This window comes from Streptococcus sp. SS-4456 (assembly GCF_036680365.1).
Lineage (GTDB): Bacteria > Bacillota > Bacilli > Lactobacillales > Streptococcaceae > Streptococcus.
On sequence record NZ_JAVIHI010000001.1, the window covers coordinates 54,044 to 74,581 of the forward strand.

Consider the following 20,538-nt stretch of genomic DNA (forward strand, 5'->3'; position numbering starts at 1 on the left):
AGATTGCTATGTTTAAGAAATTACTCAAATATGAATTTCAATCTGTTGGAAAATGGTATTTAGGAATCTATGCAGGGGCATTGGTCCTATCTGCAATACTTGGATTCTGGTTACAAGCTTTGACCTTACGGGCACAAGCTGGAAGCACTGAACCTGGTGGTGCTGAAATGGTTCTTTTCGGTACATCCTTCATGACCTTCGGTATCCTGATTGCTGCCCTCGGCTTATCAACTTTTTTCATGGTCATCAATCGTTTTAGAAAGAATGTCTATGGTCGTCAGGGCTATTTAACTATGACCTTACCTGTCTCCAGCCACCAAATTATCCTCAGCAAACTTGTAGCTTCACTGGTTTGGTACTTTTTAGCAGGAGTTACCATTGTTCTTTCAATCGGAATCATTTTAGCTGTTCTCATGCTCGGAACTGAGGAAATCATGATTCCTGAATTGCATACTGTTGTACAAGCATTAGACTGGCCTGTCATATTTGCACATCTATTCTATATGCTAATTGAGTCAACAATGGGAATCTTGCTCATCTACTTCTCCATCTCTGTTGGTCAACTGTTTAAAGACCACCGTCTACTGTTTGCCATTTTAACCTATATCGGAATTTCAATTGTTCTCGGTGTGTTTGGAGCTCTCATTTTTACCAATTATCTAGAGAACCTTTATAATGCCGCACTACCGTTATACCCAAGTCCAATCTTGGCCTTGATCAATATCATTCTGGCCTTTGCCTACTATTTTGGTACACACTTTATCATGACTAAGAAATTAAATTTGCAATAAGAAAAAGCTCTTTGCCGGTCGTTCTGACATGGCCTAGAGCTTTCTTTTTACAAATTATACTTTTGGGCTAGGACATCAAGTAAGTTTGCCTTTTCTTCTTCACTGGCAAAACTTGCTTGAATAGCATTTCTGTTGAATTGATAAAATTCTTCCTTGGTCGTTCCAAAATACTCTACAAATAGCTGATATTCTTTATTTAGGTTTGTGTTGGAAACCGTTCGATTATCAGTATTGATGGTAATCTTTGCTCCCGCTTGAACCAGCTGTTCATAGGGGAAGGCTGTTAGAGTTTGGGCAGCTCCGGTCTGGAGATTTGAAGTCAAGCACATCTCAAGCGTTGCTCCGCTATTGACAAAAGCCTGAATAGCCTCAGCGTGACCGCTAAGAGCCGTTCCGTGTCCAATCCGCTTGATACCCAAGGCCAGAGCTTGGGCTACATTGGTCACGCAACCACACTCACCAGCATGGAAGGTCATGGGGTAACCTAGAGATTGTGTGTAGTCAATCAACTCAGCCAGCTCTTGAGTTGGGTAGTCTACCTCGTTTCCAGCAAAATCAAAGCCAACCAATCCTTTGGGTGCCAAATCAGCAATAACAGAAAAGATTTCTCTGGTCTGACTTGGATCAGTTTGTTTCAAGCCACAGACCAAGAGCTTGGCAACTAGGCCAAATTCCTCCTGAGCCTTTTCCATCCCACGCAAGACGGCTTTCACAGCTTCCAGGATTGTCACCCCCTTGTCAGTCGATAATTCTGGTGCAAAACGAAGTTCAATATATAGAACGCCATCTTCAGCCGCTTGGCTTAGAACATCGTAGGCAGCTAATTCCAGCGCTTCCGCAGTTTGAAGAAGAGGTCGAACAAAGTCAAAGGTTTTCAAATAGGTCATCAGGCTATCAACCTTGCCCTCTATACTGACCAATTTCCTGAGTTCCTCATCCTTGTCTGGAATGGAAATTTCTGCCAGTTGGGCAAGCTGTCGAATTGCCGATAAAGATAAGGAACCATCCAAATGGCAATGCAATTCTGTCTTGGCTAATTCTTGTACATTCAACATCAACAATTCCTCTTTCGTAAGTATATTGTTAACTATCATATCACATTTTTGACAAATTACAAGATAATTTTCACAAAAAATGAACATTATTCTTATTAGATAGTTTCAAGTGCAAGAAAAAAAGAACGATTTTCATCGTTCTTGCCATACGGAAGACATGGGATTCGAACCCACGCACGCTGTTACACGCCTACCGCGTTTCCAACACGGCCTCTTGAGCCTCTTGAGTAATCTTCCATATATGGAGCTGGTGGGAGTCGAACCCACGTCCAAACACCTGCTAACTTATTCGTCTACAACCATAGGTTATGTCTTGCTTTAACTTGGACTCGATACATAACTCAAACCTAGCACAAGCGAGTCAGTTCATCTCTTTTGGAACAGCCTGACTCAATCCCAACGTAGCTTGTTATTTTAAGACCAATCAGCAAACACAAGCAATTCGCGACTGGTCACGCAGGCAGGTTATTAAGCTGCTAATGCGTAAGTGTTTGTATTTTTTGCAGTTATATTTAACTGGCATTTTTACATCTGCCGATGAGTTGCAGAACAAGCCTCATAATGCCTGTCGAATCCGTAACAACCCCTTAGGTTTGATACAAAAATTATTATAGCAGATTTTTTCGCAAAAAGCAAAACTATTTTTTACAATTTCCTTACAATTTTAATATTTTTTGAAATATGGTACAATATAATTATGTATAAATTCTGGCAAAAAGCAATTCAAGTATTGAGTATTATTACACTGATAGGGACATTTATTTTTCTATTTTGGTTATACAAAATTGGCATTCTAAATGACCAAAATGTATTTTCTGAGTTCATCAAAGGTCTAGGTGCATTTGGCAGTCTTTCATTCTTGGCTATTCAGATTGTCCAAGTTGTTTTTCCAATTATCCCTGGTGGGGTTACTACTGTTGTAGGATTCTTAGTCTTCAATTTTTGGTGGGGATTCTTTCTGAATTATGTCGGCATCTCCATCGGAAGTATCATTCTCTTCTGGTTGGCTCGTCGTTATGGAAAAAAATTCTGCTTACTGTTTATGAGCGAAGAAACCTTTTACAAGTATGAAAGTAAAATTGATAATAAACGAGGTTATGATATTTTCTTTATTATCTGTATGCTCTCACCAGTATCTCCTGCCGATATTGTTGTCATGATTACAGGCTTAACTAGTATGAGTTATCGAAAATTTATCACCATCACTCTCCTCTGTCGTCCATTTTCCATCGTTGCCTACAGCTTCTTTTGGATTTATGGAAGCCAATTTTTACAACAATTCCTTAAATAATAGACGAAACGAGGCTGGGCTCAAGCTCAACCTCGCTTCTCAGGGTTCGTGTTAACATCTCAACGCAGTGGTTGATTGGCAGATTTGTTCGTTTTTTACACTCAAAATCTGACCATTACGACTGTTGCGAACAAAGTTCGCTCTATTTCCAACCTCCAAAAGTTCCCCGAACCTTTGGAGCTGTGCGGGGGTGGGAGTGAAACAGTCTGGGGATAGACTGTTTCAGCTCAACAACTGGAAATAAGGACTTGTTGACGAACTCTTTTTTTGACCAGTCGAGTTCTTTCCCGCTCCCGTTTTATTTATTCTGTAATTTTCTGATACATATGCGGTCTACGGTCTCTAAAGAGTCCCCAGTCTAAGCGCTCACGCGCACCTTTGTCCAAATCATAGGTTGCAAGCAAGACAGCTTCCTCCTCACGTCCCGCTTTTTCAATCAATTCACCTGTTTCATCTGTCATAAAGGAGGAACCATAGAAACGCAGGCTAGAAGACTGTCCTCCATTTTCTGCAGAAGGCTGTACTTCTTCCAAGCCAATCCGATTGGCCGCAATGACTGGTGTTATGTTGGCTGCAGCATGACCTTGCATAGTTCGTTGCCAATGTCCTTGGCTATCTGTATCCAAAATCGGCTCCGAACCAATAGCTGTTGGGTAAAAGAGCAATTCCGCTCCATTCAAAGCTAGGCAGCGGGCGGTTTCTGGAAACCATTGATCCCAGCATATTCCGATACCAATCTTGGCATAACGAGTTTCCCAGACTTTAAATCCAGTATTGCCCGGTGTGAAGTAAAACTTCTCCTGGTAATAATGGTCGTCAGGAATGTGGGTCTTGCGGTAAACTCCCAAAACTGTCCCATCCGCATCAATAACTGCAATCGAGTTATACAGGCTATTGCAATCCTTTTCATAAAAAGAAACGGGCAAAACCACCTGCAATTCCTTGGCAATAGGAATAAAGTGCTGAACAGCATCATTTTCTTCTACAGACTTGGCATAGTTATAATAATCATACTGGCGTTCCTGACAAAAATAAGGACGCTCAAAGAGTTCAGGCAGGAGGATAATCTGCGCTCCCTGACCAGCAGCCTGTCTGACCAAACGCTCTGCGGTCGCCAGATTTCCCTCAAGATCCTGACTACACTGCATCTGAACAGCTGCAACAGTAACATTTCTCATATTATTTATCCTTTTCATAAATTCTTTATGGGAGATAGAATGTTCCTGAGATAAGGAAAGACGGTACAGGCTATACTAGAGTATGCCAAACCGACTTGACGCAATATCAGGGACATTTAGCCCCATAAAGGGGTATTTGCTGGGTGATGCAATGGATATTCCCACCCCCAAGCAGGATGTCACGGGCTGGTATACCGACGACTTTTCTGGTAGGAAAAAGCTGCGCGAGGAGCTCAAGTGCCTGCGCATCATGCTCATCAGTAAACTGAGGTACCAGAACCGCACCGTTGCTGACGTAGAAATTCACATAGGAAGCCGCCAAACGTTCTCCAACAGTCCTTTCTTCCTCCCCAGCTTCATAAACATAGCCTGGCAAGTCCTCTTCAGTTATTAGAATAGGATGTTTTGGAATAGGCAGTTTGTGGATGGTCAACTTTCTGCCCTTGGCATCCACTTGCTTTTCCAAGTAATCCAAATCAGCCTTGGACATGGCATATTGGGGGTCTGCCTCATCATCCGTCCAGGCTAAAACTATCTCGGCTGGACCAACAAAGGCTGCAACATTGTCTACATGCTCATTGGTTTCATCATTGAAGATACCGTATGGGAGCCAGAGAACCTTTTCAGCTCCGAGAGTATCTAGAAGCACTTGCTCAATCTGGTCCTTGGTCAGATAAGGATTTCGGCCTGGGCTGAGTAAACAGGATTCGGTCACCATGATGGTTCCTTCACCGTCGCTATGGATGGCTCCTCCTTCTAGGACAAAGGGATGGGCATCATGGACTGGCAGACCGATGGCCTGACTAAATCGACTAGCCACCTGATCATCTGCCTCATAGTCCTGATAAAGACCATCATAGCTTCCGCCCCAAGCGTTAAAGGCCCAATCGACAGACAAAGCTCTGCCATTTTCATGAACCAAAACCGTCGGACCTGTATCCCGAGACCATGCATCGTTGGTGGTGATGTCCAGGTAGGTAACACCATCACCCAGCATGGATTGGACCTCCTCACGGTGTGCTTCATCCACCAAGAGATAGACCTGCTCGCTTTCAGCAATGGTTTTGATGACCTGGCTGAAGGCTTTTTTTGCCCCCTGACCATCAAAGGGCCAAGATCCTGGGCGAGTCGGCCACACCATGAGGGTGCCATGATGGGGCTCGTACTCAGCAGGCATGCGGTAGCCAGCCGCTTTTGGACTTTCTATCATGACAACCTCCTCTTGAAATCGTCATAACCAAATTCCTTGATAATACGGCAGTCGCCAGCCTTGTCCATCAAGACCAAACTTGGCAGACCAATGCCATTAAAGGTATTGTTTTTGACAAAAGAATAGATGGCCATGTCCTCAAAATAGAGCTTGTCACCTATCTCCACAGGCTTTTCAAAGGAATAATCGCCGATGATGTCGCCCGTCAGACAGGTATTGGAAGACAGTCTGTAAGTAAAAGCCTTCTCTCCAGCCTCAAAGCCATGACGAAGGGGTGGGCGATAGGGCATTTCCAAGACATCAGGCATATGGCAGGTAGCTGATGCGTCTAACACTAGCGTTTCAATACCATTTTCAACGATATCTAAAACTTCTGTCACCAAATAACCCGCATTGAGTGCAATGGCTTCTCCTGGCTCGATGTAGACTTCCAACCCGTAGGTTTCCTGCATATGCTGGATGGAGGATATCAGCAATTCTACATCATAATCTTCTCTGGTCACATGGTGGCCACCACCCATATTGAGCCATTTGACTTTGTGAAGGTAGGGACCGAATTTGGCCTCAACAGCATCCAAGGTCGTTTTCAAATCATCAGAATTTTGTTCGCAGAGAGTATGGAAATGCAGGCCATCCACCAAGTCTAGCAGGTCTTCTGAAAACTGGTCAATGCGAACACCAAAGCGAGAGCCTGTTGCACAGGGGTCGTAAAGGGCATGCTCGTCTTGAGTGGAGCATTCGGGATTGATGCGTAAACCGACACTAACTCCTGCTGCTCTGCACTTGTCCACATGCTTGCGGAGCTGACGCTCTGAATTGAAGATAATGTGGTCAGAAATCTCCAGAAGCTCATCCATGTCGCTATCCTTAAAGGCTGGTGCAAAAACATGGACTTCGCCACTAAATTCCTCACGACCCAGCTTGGCTTCATAGAGTCCTGATGCGGTGGTTCCAGCTAGGTATTGGCTAATTAGTGGATAGGTGGCATACATGGAAAAGGCTTTTTGAGCCAAAAGTACCTTACAGCCTGTGCGGTCTTGGACAGACTTGAGAATTTCTAAATTATTGACCAGCTTAGCCTCGTCAATGACATAGGCTGGCGTTGGAACTTGATCGATTCTCATTTAGTCCACCAAAACTGGATTTTCAACAACTTGCCAAGGCAATCCGTATTGATTGAGCAGGTCCATAAATGGATCTGGATCCAATTCTTCCAAGTTGTATACACCTGGTTTTTTCCAAGTTCCGTCCATGACAAGCTTGGTTCCAATCATAGCAGGCACGCCAGTTGTGTAGGAAATAGCCTGTGAACCAACTTCCTTGTAACATTCCTGGTGGTCACATACGTTGTAGATGTAGATGGTTTTCTCCACACCGTCTTTGACACCTGTGAAAATACAGCCGATGTTGGTTTTCCCAATAGTACGAGGACCTAGGCTAGCTGGGTCTGGTAATAATGCTTTGAGGAATTGGATAGGCACTACTTCTTGTCCGTTGAAATTGATAGGGTCTGTCCGCAAGAGGCCTACATTTTCCAAGCATTTCATGTGGGTCAAGTAGGATTGACCAAAGGTCATGAAGAAACGAATGCGTTTGACACCTGGAATATTCTTAGCTAGCGATTCGATCTCTTCGTGGTGGAGGAGGTACATATCTTTAGGGCCCACTTCTGGGAAATCATATTCCCGCTTGATAGACATAGCTTCAACTTCTACCCATTTACCATTTTCCCAGTAGGAACCTGGTGCTGAAACTTCACGCAAGTTGATTTCAGGGTTGAAGTTGGTCGCAAATGGATAGCCATGATCCCCACCGTTACAGTCTAAGATGTCGATGTAATGAATTTCATCGAAATAATGTTTCAATGCGTAGGCAGAAAATACACTAGTCACACCTGGATCAAAACCGGATCCCAAAAGTGCTGTCAGCCCTGCTTTTTCAAAATGCTCCTTGTAAGCCCACTGCCATGAATAGTCAAAGTAAGCCGTAAATCCTTCTTCTGCACAGCGTTTTTCGTAGATAGCCCGCCATTCTGGGTCCTCGGTGTCCTCACACTCGTAGTTGGCGGTGTCGATGTAGTCCACACCTGTCGCCAAGCAGGCATCCATGATGGTCAAGTCTTGGTAAGGGAGGGCAACGTTCAAGACAGCTTTTGGCTGGTAGCTTTCAATCAAGGCAATCACTTCTTCCACCTTGTCCGCATCCACTTGGGCAGTTTCAATTTTTACGGAAGTTTTTCCTTCTAAGGCAGCCTTCAAATCATCACATTTGGACTTGGTACGGCTGGCAATCATGACCTCCGTGAAGGTATCTTCTGCTTGGCAAACCTTGCTGATGGCAACTTGGGCAACTCCGCCACAACCAATTACTAACAAACGACTCATTATTTTTTCTCCTCTTCTTCTAAAATGTCTTCGACATAACGGGGCAAGAGAAATGCTCCAATATGCAAGTTTGCGGTATAGTATTCTGTGAAAAGCTGACGTGCCTTCCATTTTTCCTTATCAAAATCTTCAATGGGATGGTATTTTTTAGAGGCAAAGCCAAATAACCAATAGCCTGCCGCAGATGTCGGAATATGGGCCTGATAAACACGGCTGATAGGGAAGGACTGGGTCGCCTTTCTGTGCATGGAACGAAAGGCAGACTCATCTTCGTCATAAAATGGCGAACCATGTTGGTAAACCATGATGCCATCTTCCTTCAAAGCTCGGTAGGCATTACCATAAAATTCCTTGGTAAAGAGTCCTTCCGTATGCCCAAATGGATCTGTCGCATCATTGATGATGATGTCATATTCGTTCTCACAGTTGCGCAAGAAACGCAGACCATCTTGTAAATAAACCTCGACCCGCTCATCTTCTAAACCCGATGCATAGTCTGGGAAATACTGACGACACACTTCAACCAACAACTCATCTGGCTCTACAACGTCAATACGTTCAATTTCAGGATACATACTGAGAACTTGAGCAACTCCACCATCTCCCCCACCCAGAATCAAGATTTTCTTGGGATTGGGATGGACGGCCATGGGTACATGGACGGCCATTTCGTTGTAAACAAAATCATCTGCATCTGAAAAGAGGACACGGCCGTTGAGGGTCAAAATCTTTCCAAAGGCTGGCGAGTCCAATACAGCTATATCTTGGTATTCGCTTTTTCCAGCATAGAGCTGCTGGCTGGTGCGAATGGATAACTTAACATCGGGCGTTTGGACTTCTGAAAACCACATTTCCATCGTTAGCCCTCCTTTATAACATTGATGTAGTTGACATCTGGATCTTCCGTACCTTGGACGGAGCAACCGCGCTCCTTGGCAAAGATGATGTAGTCAACAATTTCTTGGGTCACTCGTTCTCCAGGGGCCAAAAGAGGAATACCTGGCGGATAGCACATGACAAATTCCCCGCAGACCTGACCAACTGCTTCTTGCAGGGAACGGCTTTCCCGCTCTGCATAAAAAGCCTGCTGCGGTGACAAAACCAGCTGCGGCTGGATGTATTCTCCTGAAATTAAATCCGAACCATCGCGAGAATACAAACGCTTGATGTCAGCCAGTGCTCCCACTAGTCGCTCGATGTCCTGCAAGCGGTCACCGATGGAGATATAGGCCAGGATATTGCCAATATCACCAAATTCAATCTGGATGTCGTACTCATCCCGCAGCAAATCATAGACTTCAATCCCTGTCAAACCAATGCCCTGCGTATAGATGGAGAGCTTGGTTACATCAAAATCATGCACCGTTTTACCATCAATCAATTCCTTGGAATAGGCATAGTAGCCACCGATGGCATTGATTTCACGACGAGCATACTCAGACATTTCAAGGACTTTTTCAAAAGACTCTTTCCCACGAAGGGCCAGATTTCTCCGTGAAATATCCAAACTAGCCAGCAAGAGATAGGAGGCAGACGTTGACTGGGTCAAGTTGATAATCTGGCGGACATATTCCACATTCATGTCTGGACCGACTAAGAGGAGAGAGCTCTGGGTCAGACTGCCACCTGATTTGTGCATAGAAACAGCTGCCATATCAGCCCCCACATCCATAGCCGCCTCTGGCAATTGGTCCGAAAAATGCAAATGAGCACCGTGGGCCTCATCTACCAAAACTTTCATGCCCGCTGCATGAGCTTTCTCAGTCAAGGTACGCAGGTCCGAGCAGATACCATAGTAGGTCGGATTGTTGATTAAGACAGCAACCGCATCAGGATGCTCAGAAATCGCCCGTTCAAAAGCTTCATTTTCCAAAGCAAGAGCAATACCAATCCGCGGCTCCACGCTCATATCCACATAGACCGGGATGGCACCACATAGAACCAGGGCATTGAGGGCTGACTTGTGGACATTTCGAGGGAGGATAATCTTATCGCCTGCCTTACAGGTTGCTAAAATCATGGTCTGGACGGAAGAGGTAGTCCCTCCAACCATGAGAAAGGCATGGCTGGCACCAAAGGCTTCCGCTGCCAATTCTTCGGCCTCTCGGATAATGGACACAGGATGCCCTAAGTTATCCAAAGGTTTCATGGAATTGACATCAATCCCCACGCATTTTTCGCCAAGTAGTTCTACTAATTCAGGATTTCCCCGACCCCGTTTGTGTCCAGGTACATCAAAGGGAACAATCCGTTTTCGGCGTAACTGTACCAATCCCTGATAAATAGGGGCTTGGTGTTGATTTTTCATATCGAAAAACTCCTTTGCTTGATGGACTCCTACCCTTTTTAACAAAGCAAAAAGAGCAGGGTTCATCCTGCTCTACAATCCAAATTGACGTTTTTTATTCTTCTCTTGAGTTTATGTGCCTACCGTTTCCTACTCTCCAGTGCAAATATATACGTACTTTATTGACCGTTTCACAAGATGACGTGTGCTTTCACCACACTGACAAAATTAGAAATTAGGAAAACCTTCCCAACATCAACTTATAAAATGTAGGCTTTTAACCCTATCAATAATGTGACTTACGCCACGCTTCGGCATTCGACCCGCCTGTCCGTAGGCTTTGGTTATGATAAATAGCAGAGCTACCCATCCCATATAGGTCTGATATTTGCTAGAATAGGTATAATAACTTTTCCTAGGCTAGTATATTCTAACACGAATATTCCGATTTGACAAGTGGAAAATTGATATTTTTTCAACAAAATCATGAACAATTCTAAAAAAATGACTTCGAATATTCGAAATCATCTTTTTGAAACTATTTAATTCCTAAAGCAATTCGAGCGTAACGGCTCATTTTTTGAACTGTCCAGGCCGGTGACCAAACCAGTCTAACATCTACTTCCGTTACCTCTGGAACATCTTTTAAGACATCATGAATTTGATCGGTAATCAAGTCAGCCAAGGGACAGCCCATAGTTGTCAGAGTCATATCAATCTCGGCCTTACCTTCGATAAAACGAATTTCATAAATGAGCCCCAAATTGATAATATCAATCCCTAGCTCAGGGTCAATCACGTCTTCTAGAGCATGAAAAATACGCTCTTGAATTTCTTTTACCTGTTCTTCTGTATAGGCCATTTTTCTCTCTTTCTTTTCACTATTGCATTGTCATCTAAAGGAACAAAAATTTCATCCAAATAAGCCATGAACTATTGAAGGTTAGAAATGAAACAAACCAGGTTTGTGTCAAAACCTCCCCCGGACTCTCGCTTGTTGCCAATTTTTAGCAAGCGACCTGATAAGTGCCACCTGACTTTGTACGCTTACGGATTTCTAGGCGGACGTTGAGAAAGCCTATTCGTAGGCTTATGCCTCGCTTTCCTATTTCTAGGCTCGAGTGAAGACACCACTTTGTTAGCCTGCATTCTCAATTCTTAGCAGGTGTTGAGTACGCTCGTTTCCTGTTTTCAGCGAGCTTCAACAGTCTGGGAGACTGTTGAAGGTTGGAAATAGAACTGACGGAAGTCAGGATTCTTGTAGTCCCCCGAACTCTCGCTTGTTTCAAATTTTTAGCACGCGACCTGATAAGTGCCACCGGACTTTGTCCGCTTTCGGATTTCTGGGCGGACGTTGAGAAAGCCTATCCGTAGGCTTATGCCTCGCTTTCCTATTTCTAGGCTCGGGTTAAAACACCACTGGGTTAGCCTGCTTTCTTATTTTCAAGCAGGCGTTAAAAACCTCCCCCGGAGGTTTTTAATCCTCAATAAAATCTCTGAGTGGTTTGCTACGGGATGGGTGGCGGAGTTTGCGAAGGGCTTTGGCTTCAATCTGGCGGATACGTTCACGAGTTACGTTGAAGACTTTACCTACATCTTCAAGAGTTCGCATTTTTCCGTCGTCCAAACCGAAGCGGAGGCGGAGAACATTCTCTTCACGGTCTGTCAGAGTATCTAGCACTTCATCCAATTGCTCACGAAGGACAACTCGAGTAGTATAGTCAACTGGATTTTCAATCACTTCATCTTCAATGAAATCTCCCAAATGGCTATCATCTTCTTCACCGATTGGGGTTTCCAAAGACACTGGCTCTTGGGCAATCTTAAGGATTTCACGGACTTTTTCAGGTGTCATATCCATACGCTCTGCAATTTGTTCTGGCGTTGGATCCTGCCCTAACTCTTGCAAGAGATTGCGTTGTTCACGAACCAATTTATTGATGGTTTCTACCATGTGAACTGGGATACGGATAGTACGAGCCTGATCTGCAATAGCACGAGTAATGGCCTGACGAATCCACCAAGTCGCATAAGTTGAAAATTTGAAACCTTTTGAGTAGTCAAACTTGTCAACAGCCTTCATCAAGCCCATGTTTCCTTCTTGGATAAGATCAAGGAACTGCATACCACGCCCCACATAGCGTTTAGCAATGGAAACAACCAAACGCAAGTTAGCTTCAGCCAAACGTTGTTTTGCTTCAGGATCGCCAGCTTCAACTGCCAAGGCTAATTCTTGCTCTTCTTCATTGGTCAAAAGCGGAACGACTCCGATTTCTTTCAAGTACATGCGGACAGGGTCATTAACCTTTGCGGACGTGCTTCCTAGCAATTCTTCATCAGAAAGCTCTGGCTCTTCTTCAACCTGCAAAGCACGTGCAGATGGGTTACCTTCCTTATCCACAATCGAAATTCCTGCATCCTGAATTCGTTGAAGCAAGTCATCAATCCCATCAGCATCAAGTGTAAACGGAATAACCAGCTGGTCATTGATTTCATCATCGGTCGCTGAACCTTGTTTTTTGTGATTACGAATAAATTCAGCAACCTGCACATCAAAGGTCGTTACTTCTGTCTTTTTATCTTTTTTGTTTGTCATATTTACTCCATTTGTTTTCTTTTCTCGAGCAATTTTTGTAACTCATCGAGGGCAATATCCGCATTTCCTACATGGGAATGTTCACGGATTTTCCGTGTTAGGTGTTGATTTTCCTTTCGTAATAATTCCTTGTCACGGCGAAATTCTAATTCTTCAATTTCATTTTGCGCCACTTCCTTTGGCAGACGCTCTTCCAAAATCCGATACCAGGCTTGTTGGACGGTATCATCTAACTGGGATAAGCCAAAACTACTAATCTCACCTTGATTTTTCAGTAATTCATATAATACCTGCAATTCCGGTGTCGCAAAATAAAAATCTTCTCGCAGACGAAATTCATTTAAAATATAAGGGTGCTCGACCATACGGTAAAGCAGGTGATTTTCAGTTCGGATAAGACCTGTCAGCCGGGAAATAGCCTGAACAGGCGGTGCATAGACCTGCTCTTTCTGTTGATGATAGGCTTGCTGACTTCGTTCCTGTCGCTGATGTAAGCGAACAGCATTGACAGCCTGCTCCACCTGACCGTAGTCAAAATCAGATAGGACTTCCGCAACCTTATAAATATAAGTGTTTTGTGCAGTAATCGACGAAACCCTTGCAATAATAGGAGCAATCCTCTCCACAAATTCAATCTGCATCTGCAAATTATCTGGATTTTCTGGCTTTAGATAGTCAATCAAAAATTCTACATCGCTAATCCGTGACTTAGTAAGGACTTGGCGCAAGGCCTCTTCTGAATTTTTTTGTAAAAATTCATCAGGGTCCATATTGTCAGGTAGACTAACAATCTCAACTTGAAAATCTCGTAATTCATCCAAAGCCTTCATAGTGGCAGCTTGACCAGCCCTATCACCATCATAGGTCAGAACAATTTTCTTGCAAAACTTGGCCAGATGACCAACATGCTCGCGAGTCAGAGCCGTCCCCATAGAAGCTACCGCATTGTCAATACCAGCCCGATGAGCCGCAATAACATCTAGAAATCCCTCCATCAGGTAAACTTCCCGCTGCTTTTTGATAACCGCCTTGGCTTTATCCAAATGATATAATTCGTAACTTTTATTGAAAATAGCTGTGCCACGAGAATTTTTATACTTGGCTAACTGCTTATTCTGTAAGTCTTTTTCTGTCCAAATTCGACCCGAAAAGGCAATCACTCGACCATATTCATCGGTTAGCGGAAACATGATCCGCCCTTGAAAAGCATCGAAAATCATATTCTGCTCACTGGGATTGAAAAGACCCGAATGAAGCAGGCTATCTTCATCGTAGTTCTGAGAAAGTTTCTGATAAAGAATATTTTGTCCATCTGGTGCTAAACCTAGTTGAAAACTCTTAATAACTTCATCCGTTAAACCACGCTGATGGAGATATTGTCTAGCTTCCTCGCCCATCTTTGTCGTCATCAACAAGGCATGGTAAAACTTTGTCGCATCTTGATGGATATCATAGAGAGCTTGATGTGGATTTTCTTTCTTAGGCTGAAAATGATTGGTGGATACTTCTACCTGAAACCCAGCTTTTTCTGCCAAAATGGCTACCGCATCAGTGAAAGAAACACCTCGGGTTTCCTCAATAAATTTAAAAACATCCCCAGACTTACCGCAACCAAAACAATGATAGAACTGTTTATCCTCAATGACGTTAAAGGAAGGAGTTTTTTCTCCATGAAAGGGACAAAGACCAAGAAAATTGCGTCCAGCCTTGGTCAAAGCAATTGTTTCACCAATCACATCCACGATATTGAGGGCTTGTTTGATTTCTGTTATTTTATCTTTTGACAGCATATATCCTCCTCAACATCCTATTTGCTAATTGAAAAGTGGACACTCTTCCCTTAGTTTAACATATTCTATTTTATACCAAAAATTGAAAAATGTAAAATTTCTGAAACAAATTGCTTGTAAAATATTTTTTAATGGTTATAATATATAGAGTAAAATATTTATGAAAGGACATATTTAGGATATGTTGAAAGATTTAAAAGCGTTTTTGTTCCAAGGTAATGTTATTGACCTTGCAGTTGCAGTAATTTTTGGTGCTGCCTTCAAAGCCATCATTGATTCATTCGTTGCTGACTTGATCACACCATTGTTGCTTACACCAGCTTTGAAAGCTGCTGGCGCAGATAAAATTGCTGACTTGAGCTGGAATGGTGTTACTTATGGTAACTTCTTGAGCGCTGTTATCAACTTCTTGATCATCGGTACTGTTTTGTTCTTCATCGTTAAGGCTGCTGAAAAAGCAATGCCTAAGAAAGAAGCAGCTCCTGCTGGTCCAACTCAAGAAGAATTGCTTGCAGAAATCCGCGACTTGTTGAAAAAATAATCGATAAGATAGTGAAACAGGCCCTGTGCCTGTTTTTCTTTTGCACTATGACAAAAAGAAGATGTGAGCCACTACTCACATCTTTTCTTATCCTTGGTATCCATTTGGATTTTTAGACTGCCAGTTCCAGGTGTCGCGGCACATATCTTCAATAGTTTTTTCTGTTTTCCAGTTGAGTTCTGCTAAAGCCTTATCGGCGTTAGCATAGCAGGTCGCTACATCACCCGGACGACGGTCAACGATTTTATAAGGTACCGGTACACCATTCACTTTTTCAAAAGCCTGAACCAGTTCTAAAACACTGGTTCCTTGACCAGAACCAAGGTTATAGGTATGGACACCTGCTGTCGTTGAGATTTTTTCCAAGGCCTTGATGTGACCAAGAGCCAAGTCAATGACGTGGATATAATCACGAACACCTGTTCCATCCACTGTATCATAGTCATCACCAAAGACGCTGAGTTCTGGACGTTTGCCAACAGCAACTTGAGCCACAAACGGCATGAGGTTGTTTGGAATGCCAGCTGGATCTTCACCGATTAGACCTGATTCATGGGCACCAATTGGGTTGAAATAACGGAGAAGAGCAATGCTCCATTCCTTGTCTGCCACTTCTACATCACGCAGGATTTGTTCCAACATGACTTTTGTGTAACCATAAGGGTTAGTTGCGCTGGTTGGCATGGTTTCCACCAAAGGCGATGGATTGTTGAGTCCATAGACAGTTGCACTAGATGAGAAGACAATCTTCTTGACACCAAACTCTGCCATAACTTCCACCAAAGCCAAAGTAGACATGATATTATTTTCATAATACATGACTGGTTTTTCAACAGATTCACCAACTGCCTTGTAGCCTGCAAAGTGAATTGCTGCCTCAATACTTTCTTTTTCAAAAACCTCACGCAAGGCAACCTTATTTGCTACATCAAGCTGGTAAAAACCTGGTCGTTTACCAGTGATGGTTTCGATGCGATCCAAAACCAAAATACTTGAGTTGGAGAGATTATCTACGATGACAACGTCTTTTCCCAACTTCAACAACTCCACAACGGTGTGACTACCAATATAGCCAGCTCCACCTGTAACCAAGATACTCATATATACTCCTTTTCACTTGGACAATATTTTATATACCTATTATAAGTTAGACAGGCTGAAAAGTAAACAAAAAACAGCCCTGAGGCTGTTCAAATTCAATTAGAATTTTTTACGCTTGCGAGCTGCTTCTGATTTACGTTTACGTTTTACAGATGGTTTCTCGTAGAATTCGCGTTTGCGTGTTTCTTGAAGAGTACCAGCTTTAGTAACCGCACGTTTGAAACGACGAAGAGCATCATCAAGTGATTCGTTCTTGCGTACTACTGTTTTTGACATTATTTTCACTCCCCTCAATTTCAAAGTCTTAATCATTTTACTGTAAAACAAATCGATTGTCAAGACTTTTATTAGCATTTCCTATCGAATGTCACATTTTTTTATAAGAAAAAACCAAATACCGCAAAAAATTTCATAGAGGATGAAAAAGAGAATAAAGCAATGAAGGAAAAATTCCTGTGGAAGTATATAAATGACCGGATCTGTCAGTGGGTCAAAGAGCCAGGTCGAATCACCTGGAAAGAGCAGATGATGGAAGAGGACAAAGAAACTATCAAAACCGATCAACATGCCCATCACTGCAATCATCACAGGAGCAAGAGCCATCCACATAAAAACAGTTCGATAGAGTTTTCCATATCCTTTTCGCACCACTTCTTTCCAAAAATAGAAGACAGCAGGCAGACTGATGAGGAAAATGCCTTGAGCTAGGTGAAAGAGATGCTTGACATCCGCAAAATGTTTCAGACCATCAGCTGATGATGAAAAATTGGGCATATCTAGCACTTTAGCAAATGGATTAGTCAGATAGTTCATCAGGATATTAAAATTATAGGAAATATCTGATGATTTCATATAGACAATTTTTTCCAATCCTAAAAAGTAAATTTCTAGTGGATAGGTCAGCCAAGCTAGGTAGACAGTTCCTAGAACTGCTACCGATAAGACAAATAAAATCGTTCCGATAATCTGTAACTTAGTTCTCATCAAAACTCCATTCATCTAGGCTGTTGAGGACATGGGTTGGAGCCAGGGGTAAGTCTGCTACTTCTTCTGGCTTGGTAAATCCAGTCAGAACTAAAAGAGTTGGGAAACCATTGTCAATCCCTGCCCGAATATCCGTCAGGTAGTTATCCCCGACCATAACCGTTTGGCTACGCTCCGTCCCTAAAATCTCCAGAGCCTTGTCCATGATAATGGCTTCAGGCTTACCGATAAAGGTAGGCTCTACTCGGGTAGCAGCTTTCAAAAGCGCAATAAGTGAGCCTGCTCCTGGCAAATGACCTCTTTCAGTCGGAATGTTCAAATCAGGATTGGTACCGATGAAAGTCGCTCCCTTTTGAATAGCCAAGGTGGCAATAGTCAGTTTTTCATAGGTCAACTGAGTATCCAAACCGACAACAACATAGGCTGGATTTTCCATGTCTTCCACATAACCTGCCTCAAAAATGGCAGACTTGAGCCCGTCTTCTCCAATGACATAGACTGTCTTTTCCTTGCCCAAGTCATTCATATAATCTACTGTTGCCAGACTGGCTGTATAGATGGTCTCCAGGGGTGTTTCAATGTTAAAATTTTCAGCCAACATAGCCTGTACCGTTTCAGGACGACGGGTGGTATTGTTGGTCACAAAGAGATAGGGAATGTTGCGCTCCTGCAAGCCATGAATAAAACGTTCACCAGCAGGAATCCGCTTTTTCCCTTCATAAATCGTACCATCCAAATCGATCAAATAACCTGAATATGTCATTTTTCCTCCTTAATCAAATCGTGTTTCCCAGTGCTCAGATTGACTAGCTTCCAAGCAAAGGGCTAACTGCTCAGCTGTATTTTTCCCAAGGTAGAGCGGTGGTAAGTCATCTAGACTGAAAAAGCTACTGGCGACTGTTTCCGAATTAGGCTGAAACTCCCCGCCAAGGAGACGACATAAAATGAAGACCTTGGTCACGCGGTGGGCTGACTTGGCAGGATTGTTCTTGTGCTTGTCCAATATCGCAACGACTCGTAGAGCCTCCACATCCAGCCCCGCTTCTTCCTTGACCTCTTTCACCACATTGTCCTTGACGGACTGGTCCACATCGCACCAACCACCTGGTAAGGACCAGAGTCCATCGTTTTCCTGAACCAGTAGGATTTTATCCTCTTGGAAAATAGCTGCGCGGGTATCCAGCTTGGGTGTCTGATAGCCTGTTTCATTGCAAAACAAGTCTTTCACCACCTCCAAGGGCTGTCCAGATGGCTCTACCAACATTTCCGCCGCAATCTTTCTGATTTCCTCAAATCGTTCCATGTCATAAACATCTTTTCCATAGGCCAAGCCTGTCTGAGCCAAGGCTTGTAAACGTACGGCCCATTCCAACCACTTATCCTGCGACATGATGTTCCCTCCATTCTATGACAGCTTGCGCATGGATATGTCCATCCACCACAATCTCATGCTGGCTGACACCAGCTTCTGCCACCATGCGTGAACTTACCAAGCTAGTCGCCTCTACTTCCTTGAGATACTTGAGTTGGATTTTTTTAGGGACATGGCAGAGCAGAAAATCATAGCCCAGTGCTTCATACATCCATTCCAGATACTTGCCATTATTGACATGACCATTCATATCCAAATCAAAATAGCGAACAGGAAATTCTTGGACAGATGGATTTTCCAAGAGCTGATACTTGGGAGCCCGAGGCAATTTCTTGACCTGCTCAGACTGATAAGGAGCAATCAAGGCTTCTGGCACAGGCGCCACCTTGCGAGTTTCAAAATCAATCAGAACAAAATAACAAAGAATATCCAGCAAGAGATTGCCTGCTGCATCGTAGATATAGAACATCCGATGACAGAAAAACTTGTTGTAGGCAACCGCTTCTATTTTTATAACAATATTTTCATTGTACTTGGGAAGGCGTTGAATAGTTAGTTCATAATCCGTTACCACCCAAATCAAGCCAAATTCCTGAAAAACATAGAGGTCACTCCGACCTAGTTCTTCCGACTGCCGACCTGATACACCAAGACAGTAGGAAATAAAGTCAGGTAGTTTGATTTCTTGTTTGACATCCACCATATCAAAGGGAATGGTGAACTCTTCTTGGTAGCTTAGTCCCATTGTGTCCTCTTTCTAATCTTCTATAATGAAACGCTCTGCAACTGTATCGCCCAGAAACAATCCCTTTTTAGTCATCCGAAGCCAACGGTCTTCTTCTTGCAAGAGACCTTCATTTTTCAAGTCTCTGACCACCTGACCGTAGCGGTCTTCAAAGGAAATGCCAAACTTTTCCTCGAATCGCTCAATGGACACGCCAGTTTTTTTCCGTAGGCCTAAAAACATCTCTTCTTCCATCTGCTCGGTCTTACTGAGAAACTCTTCGTGCAGGCGGGAATGGCCTTTTTCGCGGATGGATTTGAGGTAGTGCTGGATGGGGCCGCGGTTGCGGTAGCGCATGCCGTCAATGTAGCCTGAAGCTCCTGCTCCTAGACCATAATACTCCGAGTTGTCCCAGTACATGAGGTTGTGGCGACTTTCAAAACCAGGCTTGGTGAAGTTGGAGATTTCGTAGTGCTCAAAGCCGTTTTTCTCCAACTCCTGAAGAATGTAGTCGAACATATCGGACTCCACATCTTCGTTGGGTAGATGAAGATTGCCACGACGCTGGCGGTTCATGAAGACCGTATGGTTCTCCAAAATCAAGCTATAGAGGCTCATGTGGGGAATGTCCAGCTCCAAGGCCTTGGCGACATTGTCCACCACCTGCTCCATAGTCTGACCAGGCAGGGCATAAATCAGGTCAATGGAAATGTTGTGGAAACCCGCTTCCTTAAGGGCTGCAATGGTTTCATAAATCTGGGCCTGATTGTGACTGCGACCGATTTTTTTCAACATACGGTCGTCAAAGGTCTGGACACCAAGCGATACCCGATTGCACTTGGATTTTTTCAAAACTGCAATCTTGTCTGCCGTCAAGTCACCTGGATTGGCCTCGATGGTAAATTCTTCCAGTTGCGACAAGTCCAATAGTTCCTCCAGACTGGTCAGGAGATAATCTAGCTGGTCTGCCGAGAGAGCCGATGGTGTTCCGCCTCCGATATAGAGGGTTTTGAGGGCTGGCAGGTCGTAAAACTTGACCTCTTCCATGAGGGCTGCCAAATACTCGTCAACTGGCTGATTCTTAATAAAGACCTTGGAAAAGTCACAGTAGTAACAAATCTGAGTGCAAAATGGAATGTGGATATAAGCAGATGTCGGTCGTTTTTTCATAAGAACTATTATAGCATACTGTCAGTGAAATTATTTTCTAGATACTTTACCCCATCTTTAAAAT

The 20,538-nt window shown here is 43.5% G+C and carries 20 protein-coding genes, 1 tRNA gene and 1 other RNA gene; 3 read left to right on the forward strand and 19 right to left on the reverse strand.

All coding sequences use genetic code 11. The features are described from left to right. Positions 1–8: 8 nt before the first annotated feature. Complete coding sequence (locus tag RFK25_RS00215) at positions 9–791, forward strand: hypothetical protein (RefSeq protein ID WP_029189080.1); 783 nt, start codon at positions 9–11, stop codon at positions 789–791. Positions 792–838: 47 nt separating this feature from the next. Here the strand turns inward: RFK25_RS00215 and add are convergent, their stop codons facing one another. The 3 genes from add to ssrA form a co-directional block, all read right to left on the reverse strand. Next, positions 839–1,846, reverse strand: a complete 1,008-nt coding sequence (gene add, locus RFK25_RS00220; protein WP_443035543.1) for an adenosine deaminase — start codon at positions 1,844–1,846, stop codon at positions 839–841. A 149-nt stretch (positions 1,847–1,995) separates the two neighbouring features. Beyond that, positions 1,996–2,083, reverse strand: a tRNA-Ser gene (locus tag RFK25_RS00225). A 2-nt stretch (positions 2,084–2,085) separates the two neighbouring features. Next, positions 2,086–2,433, reverse strand: a transfer-messenger RNA (tmRNA) gene (gene ssrA, locus RFK25_RS00230). A 110-nt stretch (positions 2,434–2,543) separates the two neighbouring features. Here ssrA and RFK25_RS00235 point away from each other — a divergent pair. After that, positions 2,544–3,137: a TVP38/TMEM64 family protein gene (locus RFK25_RS00235; protein ID WP_332410566.1), complete on the forward strand. Its 594-nt coding sequence runs from the start codon at positions 2,544–2,546 to the stop codon at positions 3,135–3,137. 302 nt (positions 3,138–3,439) lie between these two features. Here the strand turns inward: RFK25_RS00235 and aguB are convergent, their stop codons facing one another. From aguB to dnaG, 9 genes are all read right to left on the reverse strand, one after another. Then, entirely contained in the window at positions 3,440–4,315 is an 876-nt protein-coding gene (gene aguB, locus RFK25_RS00240) for an N-carbamoylputrescine amidase (RefSeq protein WP_332410569.1), read from the reverse strand. 106 nt (positions 4,316–4,421) lie between these two features. Further along, positions 4,422–5,525: an agmatine deiminase gene (gene aguA, locus RFK25_RS00245; RefSeq protein ID WP_332410571.1), complete on the reverse strand. Its 1,104-nt coding sequence runs from the start codon at positions 5,523–5,525 to the stop codon at positions 4,422–4,424. After that, a complete protein-coding gene (nspC, locus tag RFK25_RS00250) occupies positions 5,522–6,649 on the reverse strand; it encodes a carboxynorspermidine decarboxylase (RefSeq protein WP_332410573.1) in 1,128 nt (375 codons plus the stop codon). Before nspC ends, aguA begins: the two co-directional genes overlap by 4 nt. Then, on the reverse strand, positions 6,650–7,909 hold the full coding sequence (locus tag RFK25_RS00255) for a saccharopine dehydrogenase family protein (protein WP_332410575.1): 1,260 nt from the start codon (positions 7,907–7,909) through the stop codon (positions 6,650–6,652). Further along, positions 7,909–8,766 carry a polyamine aminopropyltransferase gene (gene speE, locus RFK25_RS00260; protein WP_044687998.1) on the reverse strand — a complete coding sequence of 286 codons (858 nt, stop codon included), beginning with the start codon at positions 8,764–8,766 and terminating at the stop codon, positions 7,909–7,911. The genes RFK25_RS00255 and speE overlap by 1 nt, the downstream gene beginning before the upstream one ends. Before the next feature lie 2 nt (positions 8,767–8,768). Beyond that, entirely contained in the window at positions 8,769–10,217 is a 1,449-nt protein-coding gene (locus tag RFK25_RS00265; protein ID WP_332410577.1) for an aminotransferase class I/II-fold pyridoxal phosphate-dependent enzyme, read from the reverse strand. Between the two features lie 517 nt (positions 10,218–10,734). After that, positions 10,735–11,058, reverse strand: a complete 324-nt coding sequence (locus RFK25_RS00270) for a metal-sulfur cluster assembly factor (protein WP_024379411.1) — start codon at positions 11,056–11,058, stop codon at positions 10,735–10,737. 615 nt (positions 11,059–11,673) lie between these two features. Beyond that, on the reverse strand, positions 11,674–12,792 hold the full coding sequence (rpoD, locus tag RFK25_RS00275) for an RNA polymerase sigma factor RpoD (RefSeq protein WP_105124944.1): 1,119 nt from the start codon (positions 12,790–12,792) through the stop codon (positions 11,674–11,676). Positions 12,793–12,794: 2 nt separating this feature from the next. Beyond that, on the reverse strand, positions 12,795–14,582 hold the full coding sequence (gene dnaG / locus RFK25_RS00280) for a DNA primase (protein ID WP_332410578.1): 1,788 nt from the start codon (positions 14,580–14,582) through the stop codon (positions 12,795–12,797). A 181-nt stretch (positions 14,583–14,763) separates the two neighbouring features. On the opposite strand from dnaG, the gene mscL reads away from it, so the two are divergent. Then, positions 14,764–15,123 (forward strand): large conductance mechanosensitive channel protein MscL, encoded by a 360-nt coding sequence (gene mscL / locus RFK25_RS00285; protein ID WP_105108426.1) that lies wholly within the window; start codon positions 14,764–14,766, stop codon positions 15,121–15,123. Between the two features lie 87 nt (positions 15,124–15,210). Here mscL and galE read toward each other — a convergent pair whose 3' ends face one another. The 7 genes from galE to hemW form a co-directional block, all read right to left on the reverse strand. After that, positions 15,211–16,224, reverse strand: a complete 1,014-nt coding sequence (galE, locus tag RFK25_RS00290) for a UDP-glucose 4-epimerase GalE (RefSeq protein ID WP_332410581.1) — start codon at positions 16,222–16,224, stop codon at positions 15,211–15,213. Positions 16,225–16,323: 99 nt separating this feature from the next. After that, positions 16,324–16,500 (reverse strand): 30S ribosomal protein S21, encoded by a 177-nt coding sequence (rpsU, locus tag RFK25_RS00295; protein WP_000048054.1) that lies wholly within the window; start codon positions 16,498–16,500, stop codon positions 16,324–16,326. Positions 16,501–16,581: 81 nt separating this feature from the next. Continuing rightward, a complete protein-coding gene (locus RFK25_RS00300) occupies positions 16,582–17,208 on the reverse strand; it encodes a TIGR01906 family membrane protein (protein WP_332410582.1) in 627 nt (208 codons plus the stop codon). Next, positions 17,198–17,971: a TIGR01457 family HAD-type hydrolase gene (locus RFK25_RS00305; RefSeq protein ID WP_332410583.1), complete on the reverse strand. Its 774-nt coding sequence runs from the start codon at positions 17,969–17,971 to the stop codon at positions 17,198–17,200. Before RFK25_RS00305 ends, RFK25_RS00300 begins: the two co-directional genes overlap by 11 nt. A gap of 9 nt (positions 17,972–17,980) precedes the next feature. After that, the gene (locus tag RFK25_RS00310) at positions 17,981–18,598 is read right to left on the reverse strand and encodes an NUDIX hydrolase (protein ID WP_332410584.1); all 618 of its coding nucleotides are present in this window, start codon (positions 18,596–18,598) and stop codon (positions 17,981–17,983) included. After that, positions 18,585–19,325, reverse strand: a complete 741-nt coding sequence (locus RFK25_RS00315; protein ID WP_332410585.1) for an acyl-ACP thioesterase domain-containing protein — start codon at positions 19,323–19,325, stop codon at positions 18,585–18,587. Before RFK25_RS00315 ends, RFK25_RS00310 begins: the two co-directional genes overlap by 14 nt. A gap of 12 nt (positions 19,326–19,337) precedes the next feature. Then, entirely contained in the window at positions 19,338–20,474 is a 1,137-nt protein-coding gene (gene hemW / locus RFK25_RS00320) for a radical SAM family heme chaperone HemW (RefSeq protein ID WP_332410588.1), read from the reverse strand. Positions 20,475–20,538 lie beyond the last annotated feature (64 nt).